General features: G+C 64.1%; 13 protein-coding genes. 5 read left to right on the forward strand and 8 right to left on the reverse strand.

The features are described 5' to 3' along the window. Positions 1-17 precede the first annotated feature (17 nt). Genes SPHN_RS16020 through SPHN_RS16030 form a run of 3 tightly spaced genes read left to right on the forward strand, consistent with a single transcriptional unit; the run spans position 18 to position 4305 of the window. Positions 18-1226, forward strand: a complete 1209-nt coding sequence (locus tag SPHN_RS16020; protein WP_248524727.1) for an HlyD family secretion protein — start codon at positions 18-20, stop codon at positions 1224-1226. Beyond that, complete coding sequence (locus SPHN_RS16025) at positions 1223-2758, forward strand: DHA2 family efflux MFS transporter permease subunit (protein ID WP_248524728.1); 1536 nt, start codon at positions 1223-1225, stop codon at positions 2756-2758. Before SPHN_RS16020 ends, SPHN_RS16025 begins: the two co-directional genes overlap by 4 nt. Next, positions 2755-4305, forward strand: a complete 1551-nt coding sequence (locus SPHN_RS16030; protein WP_248524729.1) for an efflux transporter outer membrane subunit — start codon at positions 2755-2757, stop codon at positions 4303-4305. The genes SPHN_RS16025 and SPHN_RS16030 overlap by 4 nt, the downstream gene beginning before the upstream one ends. 1373 nt (positions 4306-5678) lie before the next feature. Here SPHN_RS16030 and SPHN_RS16035 read toward each other — a convergent pair. After that, entirely contained in the window at positions 5679-6086 is a 408-nt protein-coding gene (locus tag SPHN_RS16035; RefSeq protein WP_056454901.1) for a MerR family transcriptional regulator, read from the reverse strand. A 63-nt stretch (positions 6087-6149) separates the two neighbouring features. On the opposite strand from SPHN_RS16035, the gene SPHN_RS16040 reads away from it, so the two are divergent. Then, positions 6150-6917 carry a glutaredoxin gene (locus SPHN_RS16040; protein WP_248524730.1) on the forward strand — a complete coding sequence of 256 codons (768 nt, stop codon included), beginning with the start codon at positions 6150-6152 and terminating at the stop codon, positions 6915-6917. A 146-nt stretch (positions 6918-7063) separates the two neighbouring features. On the opposite strand, the gene SPHN_RS16045 is transcribed toward SPHN_RS16040, so the two are convergent. Further along, the gene (locus SPHN_RS16045) at positions 7064-7279 is read right to left on the reverse strand and encodes a hypothetical protein (RefSeq protein WP_248524731.1); all 216 of its coding nucleotides are present in this window, start codon (positions 7277-7279) and stop codon (positions 7064-7066) included. 64 nt (positions 7280-7343) lie between these two features. On the opposite strand from SPHN_RS16045, the gene SPHN_RS16050 reads away from it, so the two are divergent. Continuing rightward, on the forward strand, positions 7344-7547 hold the full coding sequence (locus tag SPHN_RS16050) for a hypothetical protein (RefSeq protein WP_056025225.1): 204 nt from the start codon (positions 7344-7346) through the stop codon (positions 7545-7547). A 34-nt stretch (positions 7548-7581) separates the two neighbouring features. On the opposite strand, the gene SPHN_RS16055 is transcribed toward SPHN_RS16050, so the two are convergent. The 6 genes from SPHN_RS16055 to SPHN_RS16080 form a co-directional block, all read right to left on the reverse strand. Next, entirely contained in the window at positions 7582-8022 is a 441-nt protein-coding gene (locus SPHN_RS16055; protein ID WP_248524732.1) for a DUF411 domain-containing protein, read from the reverse strand. Positions 8023-8080: 58 nt separating this feature from the next. Then, on the reverse strand, positions 8081-8455 hold the full coding sequence (locus SPHN_RS16060) for a DUF305 domain-containing protein (protein ID WP_248524733.1): 375 nt from the start codon (positions 8453-8455) through the stop codon (positions 8081-8083). A gap of 81 nt (positions 8456-8536) precedes the next feature. Further along, on the reverse strand, positions 8537-9127 hold the full coding sequence (locus SPHN_RS16065; RefSeq protein WP_248524754.1) for a DUF305 domain-containing protein: 591 nt from the start codon (positions 9125-9127) through the stop codon (positions 8537-8539). Beyond that, positions 9127-9771: a hypothetical protein gene (locus SPHN_RS16070; protein WP_248524734.1), complete on the reverse strand. Its 645-nt coding sequence runs from the start codon at positions 9769-9771 to the stop codon at positions 9127-9129. The genes SPHN_RS16065 and SPHN_RS16070 overlap by 1 nt, the downstream gene beginning before the upstream one ends. A 101-nt stretch (positions 9772-9872) precedes the next feature. Continuing rightward, positions 9873-11018, reverse strand: a complete 1146-nt coding sequence (locus SPHN_RS16075; protein WP_432715108.1) for a copper resistance protein B — start codon at positions 11016-11018, stop codon at positions 9873-9875. A 65-nt stretch (positions 11019-11083) separates the two neighbouring features. Beyond that, positions 11084-13057, reverse strand: coding sequence for a copper resistance system multicopper oxidase (locus tag SPHN_RS16080; RefSeq protein ID WP_248524736.1), 1974 nt, complete (start codon positions 13055-13057; stop codon positions 11084-11086). Positions 13058-13062 lie beyond the last annotated feature (5 nt).

Below are 13062 nucleotides of genomic sequence, written 5' to 3' on the forward strand. Positions count from 1 at the left end.
ATTCAGGGGAACCAGATATGGCAGACGATCGCCGTACAGATGATGCCAATCACTCCGACGCCGAGGACGGTGATCGGGAGGATCAGGACAGCCAGAAAGATCATGGCTCTACTGACGGCGATGGTCCCGATACTGACGACGGTGAGCCGGAGGACGATCGTACCGCTAAGGAAAAAGTCTCCGGTTGGCTGGAGACCCCGAAGCACCGCGTGATCGCGATCATCGCGGTGGTCGTGGTCATAGCCTTGGTGATCGGCGCTATCGTCTGGTGGTCGCAGGCTCGGAAATGGCAATCGACCGAGAACGCTTACATCCGGGGACCGGTCGCAAGGCTCTCTCCAGGCGTATCGGGAAACGTCACGCAGGTGTTCGTCGTCGACAATCAGATTGTACGGGCTGGTCAGCCGCTCGCAGCCATCAGCGTTGGTTCCTACGAAGTCGCCCTCCGACAGGCCGAGGCGGAAGTCGCAACCGCGCAGGCACAGGTGCAACAGTCGCAGGCGGCATTGGTCACGGCACGTGCCCAGGTGCGTCAGGCTGCTGCCACCGCTCGCGCCCGCGACGCCGAAGCCATCGCGGCAGACCGTGATTACCGCCGGTACGCCTCTCTTTCGGCAGGGGCAGTGGCGGAGGCTCAGCGCGACCGTGCTCGTGCTTCTGCTCAATCCGCTGTGGAGACGGCGCGGGCTGCTGACGAAACGACGCGGGCACAGGAAGCACGCATAGGACAGGCAGTTGCCGACATCGCAGCGGCCCGCGCTCGCGTGAAGCAAGCCGAGGCGGCGCTTGCAAATGCACGTCTGCGGCGCGGCGACGCGATGGTCGTCGCGCCGATATCCGGGCGTGTGACGCAGTTCGATATCGAACCCGGCGACTATTTGGCACCCGGACAGCCGCTAGCCGCGATCGTCGGGCCCGCGCGCTGGGTGGAGGCCAACTTCAAGGAAGATCAGCTTCGACTGATGCGACGCGGACAGGCGGTTGAGATTACGATTGCCGCCTGGAGCGACTTTGAGCTGGCAGGGTACATCGACAGCTTCCAGGCAGGGTCAGGCGCGCAATTCTCGGCGCTTCCGCCCCAGAATGCGACCGGCAACTGGGTCAAGACCGTTCAGCGTGTACCGGTGAAGATCCGCTTTCGCGAGCACGCGTTCCGCGAGTTCCCGGCCAAGGCCGACGTGGTTCCCGGCCTTTCGGTGACGGCAAGCGTCCGGGTCATGCCGTGACGCAAGGAGTGCCTCGGGCGGCGAACAAGCCTGGCGTTCCTCCGCTCGTCGTCGCCGGCCTCGTCAGCTTCGGCACGCTGTTCGAGGTGGCGAACACCACCGGCATATCGGTGGGACTGCGCACCATCGCGGGCGATCTCGCATCGGCGCCTGAGCAGGCCGACACGATCCTCACCGCCTATCTGGTCGCCCAGGCGGCGATCCTGCCGCTGTCAGGATGGGCGGCGGTCTGGTTCGGACGCAAGCGCTTCTACATCTTCTGCATCGCCATGTTCACGCTGGCGTCGGCGCTGTGCGGCCTCGCGTGGAACATCGAGAGCCTGATCTTCTTCCGCATCCTTCAGGGGGCTGCGGCCGCTGGCAATGCGGCCAGCGAAAGCTCGCTGATCGCCGACTCCTTGCCACCTGAGAAGCGTGGTCTCGGCTTCGCCATCTACGGGATGGCCGTGGTTGTCGGGCCGACGATCGGACCGGTCTATGGCGGGTGGGTCACAGAGAATTACAGCTGGAACTGGATATTCTTCGCCAACGTGCCCGCAGGCATCGCTGCGGTCATCGCATGCACATTGCTGCTTCAGGACCCGCCAGCGGTCCGCGAAGTGACCAGGAAACGCCGGGCCAAGGGCATGCGCCTGGACTGGTTCGGGTTCGTACTCGCAGCGGGCGGATTGGCGCTGGTGTCCTATGTGCTCGATCGAGGCCAGACCAATGACTGGTTCGCATCCTCCTCGATACTGTGGGCCACGATCATCGGCAGCGTCATGCTGGCCAGCCTGCCGTTGTGGGAGCTGCTTGCCCGTGATCCGGTGCTCGACTTCCGGCTGTTTAATAACCGCAATCCCGCCATCGCGATGATCCTCCTGTTCGTGACCGGCGCGGTGCTGTTCGGAGCGCCGACCATCTTCCCGCTCATGCTGCAGCAGGAATTCGGCTACACTGCCACCTGGGCTGGCTTCGCCAATGCTGCCGGCGGTGCGTCGGTGCTGGCGTTGCTGATGTTCGTCGGCGGGCTGACGGGCAAGGTCGCGACGCGGCACCTCGTCGGGATAGGGTTCGCGACTGTGGTCGTCGGTATGTTTCTCAGTGCCCGGATTTACCCGGACCTGAGCTTCGGTCAGGTCGCGATGTTCAGCGTTGCCCAGTCTATCGGTATTGCCGTGATTTATTCGCCTCTCCAGAGCCACTCGTTCATCGGCGTGCCCGGTCATCTGCGTGAGCAGGTAGGCGCATTCAACGCCATGGCCGTGAACCTTGGCGGTTCAGTTGGAACTGCTTTGGCGGTGACGATGCTGGAGCGAGGACGGCAGTCGTTCCGTGAGGGTCTGGTGCCCTACGCATCACCGTGGAGCGACGAGTATCAACAAGCGCTTCGTCAGTACGGATCGCTGGAGGCCTTCGATCAGGCGCTGCAAAGCCAGGCATCGATCCTGGCCTTCCAAGCGGTGTTCTTCACGCTGGCGGTGATCGCTTTTTGCTGCTTGCCGCTGCTGTTCTTCCTGAAGGGCAAGCCAGGACCGGAGGATCAGGGATGAGGCGTTCACTGACGATGCTGATGCTCGCCGGGCTGTCCGGCTGCGCGACCGGACCACGCTATGACCGACCCGCTATCGAGCCGGCACTGGCGAAGCCGTTCGCCAATGCACCGACCGCGGTTGCGACAACGCCCGCGCTCGAGACGTGGTGGACGCAACTCGGGGATCCCACACTCGATGCCTTGATTGCTGATACGCTGGCCCGCAATCCGGACATAGACGTCGCTCGTGCAAGGCTCCGTCAGGCTCGCGCACAGCGCAGGATCGTGAACGCGGATGGCCTCCCGACCCTCAACGCGGCCGGCATCGCGCAGCGGCAGACGTTCAGCGAGAACATCGACTTCGGTCTTGGGCAAGGCGGCCAGCAGAGTGGCGGTGGGCAGCAGGGCGGTGGGCAGCAAGGAAGTGGCCAACCGGGCGGCGGGCAGCAAGGAGGCGGGCAAGGCGGAAGCCTCGATCCGAGCCAACTTGGCGCTGGCGGTGCCGCAATCAACTTCTTCCAAGGCAACTTCGATGCCGCCTGGGAAGTAGACCTGTTTGGTGCGAACCGGTCCAAGCGTCGAGCGGCGGATGCACAAGTATCCGCGGCAGCTCTGCGCATCGAGGACACGCGCACGAGCATCGCCGCAGAAGTGGCACGCGATTATCTGGTCGTACGTGAGGTGCAGGCCCGCCTCGCAGTTTCTCGCGCCACTCTTGCGATTGCGCGGCGAACACAGGCGCTTGCTCGTGAGCAGGAGAGAGCCGGACTAGTTACCGAAGCAGATACCGCCCGAACCGACGCGCAGGTGCTGGCGGTCGAAACCGCCGTGCCGCAGCTGGAGCTCCTCGAACTGCAGGCGGCGCAGCGCCTGGCCGTGATGGCCGCTCGTGAACCCTCGGCATTGCGGCTGACGCTCGCCCCAGTACGCAGCATCCCTGCCGTCGTGCGGCCGATCGCAGCAGGCCTGCCATCGGAATTGTTGTTACGACGTCCAGATATCCGCATTGCGGAACGTCAGTTGGCAGCCGCGGCAAACAGCGAGGCTGGTGCGGTACGAGATCTTTATCCCAGACTGTCGCTCAATGCCTCGGCAGGAACTCAGGCTGATACGGTCGGCGGGCTATTCGACTGGGCAAGCAAGTTCTACCGGCTCGCAGCTAACCTTACCGCACCGATCTTCGACGGTGGTCGGCGCAGGGCGCAGGTGGAGCTGGAACAAGGGCGGGTCGATGAGGCAGCCGCGCGTTATCGACAGACGATCTTTACTGCGTTTCGTGAAGTCGAAGATGGACTCGCTGCGATCGCGCGAAACCGTGAACGACTGAGGCTGGCTGATCTTACCGTCGAGCATCGAAACCGAGCGCGTGCAGTCCTCGACGAACAATATCGCGCCGGTCTGGTCGGCCTACTCGATCTGCTCACGGCGCAGCGGGACCTTGCTGACGCTCAGTCGCTCGCCGCCAACGCTCGTGCACAGGTGACGGTCGACTGGATCGGGCTGCAAAAGGCACTGGGCGGCGGTTGGAATCCTGCTCCCGCAAATACCAAGGAGAATGGGATATGATCGCACGCCTGCTGCCTGTCGTGTGGCTCTTGGCCTTGCTCGCGGGATGCTCGGATCCGCTTAGCGATGAGCCGAAGGGGCAGACGATCCCAACCCATGCGGATCTGACGACCCGCTACGCGGCCGGCACTGGTCCTGCGGGTGGCGGCATGAATGCATCCAGGGGCGGAGGCATGCCCTCGGCCAACGGCGCAGCCAGTGGCGATCAGCAGTCCATGTCGCAAGGTGTCCAGATGCAGGCGCAAGGCGCGGGGTTGGCATCTCAAGGTGGGGCTGGTGGCGGCGCCAGCACGGGTGGTTCGATCCCACCGGCGGGCCTTCAAACTGCCCCCGGCGGGCAGGGCGACACCGGTGCCCAGAGCGGATCCAGTGGACAAGGCGGTACCAGCGGGGCTGCCGGTGGGGGGGCCGGTGGTTGAGGCGCCGCTTGGCGACGACAATCTACGCAGCGCTCGCTTTGGAGGATCTGCCTGAGCAACATGGCGGCTTGCCGAGTGCCACCATCCGAAACGATAAGGCGCGATAGCTTAAGCGGGTCGGGTTTAGGTCTTTCCCTGAGGAGCGCCTGTTCGGTTCAGCCGCCGTAAGCGACAGCGATCGTCAGCCAAACCGAAATGAGCATACAGCAGCAAGCTGGTGTAAACCTCTGATCCAGAAGTGAGGTAGTCAGCGCGGTACCCATGATCATGACGCCGATCGTGGCACCGATTAGCCGAGTGCCGGGCATAAGTAGCGTGACGCCCGCGCAGGCGGATATCAATCCACTAATCCACCGTACCAACCGATTCGGAGCGAACCCGTAGAGAAGACCGACGCTTTTGACGGACGCTACGTGGGTGATAGCGAAAACGATGAAGATGGCTCCGAGGAGCCACGCTGACGCAACAGCAACATTTCCCACTCTATCCCCCGCTTCGTGCGTCCGCAGACGTCGACGTCGGGGCTGAGAAGAACCTGCTACGCAGGTGCAGGAACCACCACCCTGCTGCTCTATTCTCGACGATGATGGCCTAGCGTTCATTAGCTGGGCAGTCAATAAGCGTACATCATCGTACGGTATTGCTGATTTCAGTCTCAAAACACCATCGTTTTCGAGAAAGGCTCGGTGTCATAACCGGTCGGTTGTGACGCTGTGGAACCTACCACGGCCTCTCAAGGGTTTGCGTGTGTCAGAACCGTGGTTCAGAATGCCCGCTCCGGAGATCGGCAACGTGCCTCGGCTACGACCGACTTTAGGTCGGGAGCCGACCGGCAGGTCGTCGCTGGTGGCCGACCGACTGCTCGTGGGTGGCTAGCTGCCGTCCAGAGAACGGCCGGTTCAATGAGCGCGGTCCACAGGGTTTTCATTGCTCCACATGGCGCGCGCCTGACGCTCAAGCGTGATCGAACGCTTGAAGGATCGGACACGGCCCGGCCGAGCCGCTTCCGCACTCTCTCGCGAGATGGCGAAGGGAGGCGCGCACCCGCTCAAGCTCCTGAATCTTGGTGTCCAGCGCCGCAATCCGCTCATTGGCAAGCTCGCGTGCGCGGGCGCGGTCGTCGGTTGCGTCGAGCGCTAGCAGTTCGCCGATCTGCTCCAACGTGAATCCGGCTGCCTGCGCCGAGCGGATAAACCGGAGGCGGCGCACGTCATCGACACCGTAGCGCCGAATACCACCGCTCGCGCCGGAGCCTCCGGGTCGGTCCGGCGTATCGAGCAAACCTCGGCGCTGATAGTAGCGCACGGTCTCGACACCGACGTCCCCTTCACGCGCGAGGCCCGCAATCGTCAGTGCCGCCATGCCTTGACTCCGTACTATAGTACGGACCCTATATAGGTTCCGCGAACAGGATGGAGAAGTGAGATGGCGACCGCGGCGCCCAAGAAAGCAACGATCTATCGCATGGTGATGCCGACGCACACCTGCCCCTATGGCGTGAAGGCCAAGGATCTGCTGCGCCGGCAAGGTTACGAGGTCGAGGATCATTGGCTGCGCACGCGCGAGGAGACCGACGCGTTCAAGGCGGAGCACGGCGTGAAGACCACACCGCAGACCTTCATCGGGGGCGAGCGGGTAGGGGGTTATGACGATCTGCGCCGCTTCTTCGGCAAGGCGGTGCGCGATCCCAAGGCGGTCACTTACCGGCCCGTAGTCGCGGTGTTCGCCATGACCGCGCTGATGGCGCTCGCGGCCAGCTACGCTGCCTTCGGCTCGCCGTTCACGGTGCGCGCCGGGGAGTGGTTCATCGCCTTCTCGATGTGCGTGCTCGCCATGCTGAAGCTTCAGAACGTCGAGAGCTTCTCGAGCATGTTCCTCAACTACGATCTGCTCGCCAAGCGCTGGGTGCCCTATTCCTACGTTTATCCCTACGCGGAAGGTGTCGGGGGTGTGCTGATGGCCGCTGGTGTGCTCACCTGGCTGTCGGTGCCGATCGCGCTCGTCATAGGGACAATCGGTGCGGTATCCGTCATCAAGGCGGTCTATGTCGACAAGCGCGAACTCAAGTGCGCCTGCGTGGGCGGAGATAGCAACGTACCTCTCGGCTTCCTCTCGCTGACCGAGAACGTGATGATGGTCGCCATGGCGCTATGGATGGTGATTGCCCCGGCTGCGCTTTCGATGCCGCACTGAGGCGTTGACTTCAGGTCCAAAAGGCTGCCGGTAGTGGGCGTGAAGTCCGGGTCTCGTCCTCTTGCCAGCGTCTTTCGCATGGCCTTCCTGGCCGTGCTTGCGATGATGCTGCTCATCCGGCTGGGGCCGATCTAAGAAGCCAGTGCTCAAGCCGCTCCGATCGCGTCGGCAATGGCCGGGTGCGAGGAAAAGAACCCTTCGGCACCGGACAAAAAAAAGGCACCGCAAGTGGCCTGCGCGACGCCCTGCATCGCCGTCCTGGGGAAAGCCCTGGCGAGAATCGAGCCGTTATCCTCGTTCCCGATCGCCGCCTGGCCGTCGCCGGCCCCTGTCATGAACGGGTGGCTGATACCGCCCGCCACTCCACCTCCACGAGCCGCGTGACCCTCCAACAGGTTTCACACATTCAATCGACGGAGATTTTTAATGACCAAGTTCAAGCTGATCGGCGCAGCGCTGGCGCTCGCCCTTCCGACCGCAGCCTTCGCGGCCGGGTCCTGCTGCGCCGACATGGCGTGCTGCAAAGACGGTGCCGATTGCTGCAAGGACGGCAAGGGCGATTGCTGCAAGGACATGAAGAAGGGCGGCGATCATGCCGGTCACGACATGTCCGGAATGCCCAAGAAGTAAGCCGGGGAGGGAGGCGTCTGCGCCTCCCTCCTTTTCAGTGGTGGGCGAACACCTTGCGTCCACCAGGTCCGAACGCAACGACGTCGTAGGGCTGGGCCTTCATGCCCGGCATCTCCATGCCCGGCGAGCCCATCGGCATCCCGGCAACCGCGAGCCCCGTCACACCCTTCGGGTGCGTTGCCAGAGCCCGCTTCATGTCGGCGATTGGCACATGACCCTCGAAAGTCATGCCGTCGATGATGGCCGTGTGGCATGAGGCCAAGTCCGCGGGCACGCCCCGGGCCTTCATGAACGCGGGCCGGTTCGCGTCATCGACGACGCGCACCGCGCGACCGAACTGAGCCTTCACCTGCTGCGCCCACTTCTCGCAACATGGGCAGCCCGGATCGCGGTGCATCAGCACCGGCCCGGCAGCCACGGCTGCGACCGGCATTACGAACGCTGCAACAGCGGCGAGAAGGCGGATGCGGGTCATGTCTATTCCTAGATGGTCGCCCCACCACAGGCAAACCCTGCGGTGGGGCGGGGGCGGATCACTGTGCAGCCTTGCCGTGCGCCCGCAGCCAGGCGTTCAGCTCGCCGACTTCCTTGTTCTGCTCGGCGATCGTCTTGGTCGCCATCTGGCGGACCTTTGCGTCCTTGGTTTCGCGCAACACGATCTGCGACATGGCAATGCCACCGTGATGATGCTCGACCATTTTGCGGACCCAGGTCTCGGTCGCATCAGCGCCCATGGCCGACATCATCTTCTGATGCATCTGCATTTCAGAAGGCGGATAGGGGTTCGCCGGCGTCGGCTTCATCATCTGACCGTGGTTCATGCCGGAATGATCCATGCCCTGCATCTGGGCGATGGCCGGAGCGGCGCCGAGCGCGGCCGCGAGGGCCAAAACAGTCATCTTCTTCATCGTGTCTCTCCTGGATAAACGCCCCCGCCCACAGGAGGGATACGGGCGCGGGGACCGTATCCCTCACGCCCGTGATCGAATTCAGCGGATCGGCTGAAGGGTATTAACTCCGACGCTCTCATCAGTTTCAGGCGGGGGAGGGGGAACCTGCTTGTCACGATAGGAGGGCAGGTCGGGCGCATTCGCAGGCGTAGGATTTGCCTCAAGCCTGGCAATGGCCCGCTTCATCTGCGTGATCTCACGAACCTGAGCATCGATGATTCCGTCCGCCAGCTTGCGCACCTCGGGGTCTTTGATGTGCGCGCGCTCGCTCGTCAGGATCGCGATCGAGTGGTGCGGGATCATCGCTTTCATCCAGTTTACGTCGTCCACCGTCTCCTGGCTGCGGACGAGCCACAGCGCGAGTGCGAACACCACGATGCTACCGCCGATGATCGCGGCATTCGTCCGCTTGTTCTTGTACATCGACCACATGAAGAGGAGCATGATGATCGCCATCGTCGCGCCCATCACGAAGGCCATCCAAAACCGCGTCTGGCTGAACTCGATATGCCCGAGGGCATAGACGTTCACGTACATCAGCCCGAACATGACGACGGTCGAGGTCGCCACCATCGCCGCGAAGCGACCGTAGCCCATTCCCATGTTCATTTTGCCTTTGTGCTCGTCCATCATGCGACTCCCTGTCTGGAATTACGCCCCCCGGCTTTGCGGCGCGGCCGTCTCGGCCAGCGCATGAAAAGAAGGATCGCGCCCGACACCGCGAAGACGAGACCGCCTGCGGCAAAGGCGTTGAGCCACGGCGTGTTGAACCGCTCGTGCTCGGTCCAATCCATGATGTGAAGGCCCCAGAAGAAGTCGTACAGCCGCCACGTTCCTGTCCTGACCGACGTGAGACGTCCTGTGTCGGCTGCTACATAGATGCGGGTGGCGTCATCGTCGGCGAACGTGGCCCGCCAGGCCGGCAACGCCCCGCGATACTCGGTGCTGGCTCGTTCGACCCGTTCGATGGTGGGCGCGGGTACACCACTCCCTCGATACGCTTTCTGAGCGATCGTCACGGCCACCCTGGCATCCAGTGGCGGAAGCGGCGCAGCCGTGCGGGCGTCCAGCAGACGGATGTGACCGTCGACGAGCTGTGCCTCGACGACCGGTCGCCCGAGCAGCATGCGGTGCTGAAGCTGCCGGACCGGCGCTCCGGCTGACGCGAGCAAGGCAGGTAACGGTGCGAAGCCTTGGGTGCTCGACAGCGCCGGCTCGGCATTGCGATCGATGCGGTGATCGCCATGAACCGTGTCGATCGGGAGCAGGCTCATCACAAGCCCGCTGGTGAACCAGACGATCGCCTACGCGCCGATCAGGAGAGCAAGCCAGCGGTGGATCTTGCTCGCTCCAAGGTGGAGGCGGAGCCGCGGGCTCAGAACCAGGTCCTAACGCCGGCGACGAAGCTGAAGCCCCCTGTGTCGTCGCCCCGCGCCCGCGAGAAGCGGGCGGTGTCGCCGAACTGCCGTTCCCACGACACGCCGATATAGGGCGCGAACTCACGGCGGCCCTCGTAGCGAAGCCGCAAACCGGCCTCCAGGTCCGTCAGCCCGGAGCCGATCCCGGTCTCCCGCACGTCCTGGGCCGCGAAGTTGGCCTCCACCCTGGGCTGGAGAACGAAGTAGTTGGTGATGCGCTGGTCGTAATAGCCCTCGGCGCGGGCGAGCACGTCCCCCTTGTCGGAGAGGAACAGCGCGCCCTCGACCTCGAACTGGTAGGGGGCCAAGCCCTCGATCCCGATCGTCGCATAGGTGCGCGACGGGTTCGGCTTGAAGTCGTAGCGGACGCCGGCCTGAAGGTTCCAGTAGGGATCGAGGGCGTGGCTGTAGAGCGCCTGCACCTCAGCGCTTTCCAGCGACTTGCCGAAGCTGCCTTCACCCTCCGACTTCAACCACAGTCGGTTGATGTCGCCTCCGATCCAAGCCTCGCCATCCCAGCGGTAGCCGTCGCTTCCCTTGCGGGCCTGATATTCCGCGAGATTGAAGAGCACCTGATAGTAGGTCATCCCGCCATGCTCGCGCCGCAGATCGTTCTCGCGCGAGCTGGCCATGGCATCTGCCCCCCAGAAGCGATCGGCGAGATGATCGCCGGACGGCGCGGGAGCGGGCTTATTGCCGGGAAGAAGGTCGGTCCCGACCTTGGCGCCTGCCTGGCTACCCTCCATCGCCATACCGGGCATCGCGCTCATGTCATGCCCAGCATGCGGGTCCTGCCCCGCTGCTGCCGGAGAGCCCATACCGGGCATAGCGGACATGTCGTGGCCGGCGTGCGGGTCCTGGGCGGGCGCGCCCTGCTGCCCGCCCATGTTCATGCCCTGCATCCCGCTCATGTCGTGACCGGCGTGCGGATCGGCCGCCGGAGCCTGTGCGGCTGGGGCACGACGGGGGGCCGCGCGCCGGACAGGGGCCTTCCGTTTGGTCGCAGGTTTCGCGGCTGCTTTCCGTGCGGGCTTGGGGGGCGCCTTGGCCGCGGGCTTCGCCGGCATGGTCATCCCCGGCATGTTGTGCATGGAATGATCCATGCTCTGCCCGAACACGGGGCTGGCGACGACTGCCGAGGCGAGGCCGGCGAGAAGGAGCGACCGGTTCACGCTGCCGCCCCCCCGGCCTTGCGGACCTGGACGACGCGCATCATCCCTGCGTGCATGTGGTAGAGCATGTGGCAGTGAAACGCCCAATCGCCTTCCTCGCCTGTCACGTCCCAGCTCACCGTGCCGCCTGGCTGGACGAGCACGGTATGTTTTCGGGGCGCGTAAGCGCCTTTGCCCGTCACCAGGTCGAAGAAGTGACCGTGGATGTGAATGGGATGGCCCATCATCGTGTCGTTGATGAGGGTGACACGCACCCGTTCGCCGTGCAGCAAGGTGATCGGACCTGGGCTCTCCGACAGCTTCTCGCCATCAAAGCCCCACATGTACCGTTCCATGTTGCCGGTCAGGTGGAGCTTGATCTCGCGCTCGGGCGCCCGCGTGTCGGGATTGCGTTCTAGGGCAACCAGATCGCGATAGGTCAGCACGCGGTGCCCGACATTCTCCAGTCCCTGACCTGGCTCGCCGGTGCGATCGACTGGCATGGCCGAAATGGTCTGGACACCCGGACCCTTCTTCACCCCCAAGGCCTTCGAAAAATCGCGCATGTTCATGCTGCCCATGTCCATGCCAGCCATCGACTGCCCATCTGCCATGCCCGGCATCGCACCCGACCCGTGATCCATCCCGGCCATTGCGCCACTCTGACCCTGCGGCGCGGTCATCCCGGCCATGGCGCCGGCAGCAGCGCCGGCGCCATGGTTCATCTGGGAATGGTCCATGCCCTGCATCGAACCGGCACCTGCGCCATGGTCCATACCGCCATGGTCCATGCCCGCCATCGATCCAGCCTGTGCGCCCGTCGCACCGCTCCCCATGCCCTTCATGGAACCGTGATCCATGGTGCTCATGTCATGGCCGCCCATGCCCATGTCCTTCATGGTCGCGAGCGGCCGCTTGCGGAGCGGCGGGACTTCGGCAGCCATGCCCTCGCGGGGTGCGAGCGTCGCGCGCGCCATGCCGGAGCGATCGACGCTTTCGCCCACCAGCGTGTAGGCGCGCATGTCGGGCGGCTTGACGATCGCGTCATAGGTCTCGGCCGGACCGAACTGGAACTCGTCGATCTGAACGGGGCGCACGTTCAAACCATCGGCCGCGACGATCGTCATCGGCAGGCCGGGGATGCGGACGTTGAAGGTCGTCATGGACGATGCGTTGATGAAGCGAAGCCGCACCCGCTCCCCCGGCCGGAACAGCGCGGTCCAATTGTCCTTGGGACCATGGCCGTTGACCAGATAGGTGTAGGTCGAGGCGGTCACGTCGGCGACGTCGGCGGGGTCCATCCGCATCTTGCCCCACATCAGCCGCTCTTTGAGCGGCTGATCCTTGCCCGCCAGCAGCCCGCTTAGGGTCTGGCGCTGGCGGTTGAAGTAGCCCGACTCCTTCTTGAGGCGGTCGAACAGGTAGTGCGGATGCTGGAAGCTGTGATCGGACAGCACGATGACGTGCTCGCGATCGAACTGCACCGGGTCGGGGTCCTTGGGGTCGATCAGGATCGGCCCGTAGTGCCCCTCCTGCTCCTGGAGCCCCGAGTGGCTGTGATACCAGTAGGTGCCGCTCTGGATGATCGGGAACTCGTAGGTGAAGGTCGATCGTGCCGGGATGCCTGGAAAGGCAATGCCGGGCACGCCGTCCATCTGAAAGGGCACCAGCAGCCCGTGCCAATGAATAGAGGTTTCCTCATCCAGATCGTTAACGACGTGGAGGCGCACGTTCTGCCCCTCGCGCAAGCGGATGAGCGGAGCGGGCACGGTGCCGTTGATGCCGATCGCGTGGCTCTGCCGTCCGTCGATCATCATCATCTGGTGAGCGATCTTTAACGTAATGTCGTCGCCCGAAACTGTCGGCAACGGCTTGGCGATGCCCGCGGACACCGGCTGCGCCCACGCCGGCATATAGGCCGACAGAGCAAGGCCGCTTCCGGCTAGGGTGGCACCGCGCAGCACTTGGCGGCGGTCGAGAACGCGCGACATGAAAG

It is taken from the genome of Sphingomonas faeni, from assembly GCF_023195535.1.
GTDB classification, from domain to species: domain Bacteria; phylum Pseudomonadota; class Alphaproteobacteria; order Sphingomonadales; family Sphingomonadaceae; genus Sphingomonas; species Sphingomonas faeni_B.

What these genes read in the sequence shown, in the direction of transcription:
- SPHN_RS16020 (WP_248524727.1), top strand. Translation starts at nt 18, where the DNA reads ATGGCAGACGATCGCCGTACAGATGATGCCAATCACTCCGACGCCGAG.
- SPHN_RS16075 (WP_432715108.1), bottom strand. Translation starts at nt 11,018, where the DNA reads ATGGATCATTCCATGCACAACATGCCGGGGATGACCATGCCGGCGAAG.
- SPHN_RS16035 (WP_056454901.1), bottom strand. Translation starts at nt 6,086, where the DNA reads ATGGCGGCACTGACGATTGCGGGCCTCGCGCGTGAAGGGGACGTCGGT.
- SPHN_RS16050 (WP_056025225.1), top strand. Translation starts at nt 7,344, where the DNA reads ATGACCAAGTTCAAGCTGATCGGCGCAGCGCTGGCGCTCGCCCTTCCG.
- SPHN_RS16065 (WP_248524754.1), bottom strand. Translation starts at nt 9,127, where the DNA reads ATGGACGAGCACAAAGGCAAAATGAACATGGGAATGGGCTACGGTCGC.
- SPHN_RS16055 (WP_248524732.1), bottom strand. Translation starts at nt 8,022, where the DNA reads ATGACCCGCATCCGCCTTCTCGCCGCTGTTGCAGCGTTCGTAATGCCG.
- SPHN_RS16080 (WP_248524736.1), bottom strand. Translation starts at nt 13,057, where the DNA reads ATGTCGCGCGTTCTCGACCGCCGCCAAGTGCTGCGCGGTGCCACCCTA.
- SPHN_RS16070 (WP_248524734.1), bottom strand. Translation starts at nt 9,771, where the DNA reads ATGAGCCTGCTCCCGATCGACACGGTTCATGGCGATCACCGCATCGAT.
- SPHN_RS16060 (WP_248524733.1), bottom strand. Translation starts at nt 8,455, where the DNA reads ATGAAGAAGATGACTGTTTTGGCCCTCGCGGCCGCGCTCGGCGCCGCT.
- SPHN_RS16040 (WP_248524730.1), top strand. Translation starts at nt 6,150, where the DNA reads ATGGCGACCGCGGCGCCCAAGAAAGCAACGATCTATCGCATGGTGATG.
- SPHN_RS16030 (WP_248524729.1), top strand. Translation starts at nt 2,755, where the DNA reads ATGAGGCGTTCACTGACGATGCTGATGCTCGCCGGGCTGTCCGGCTGC.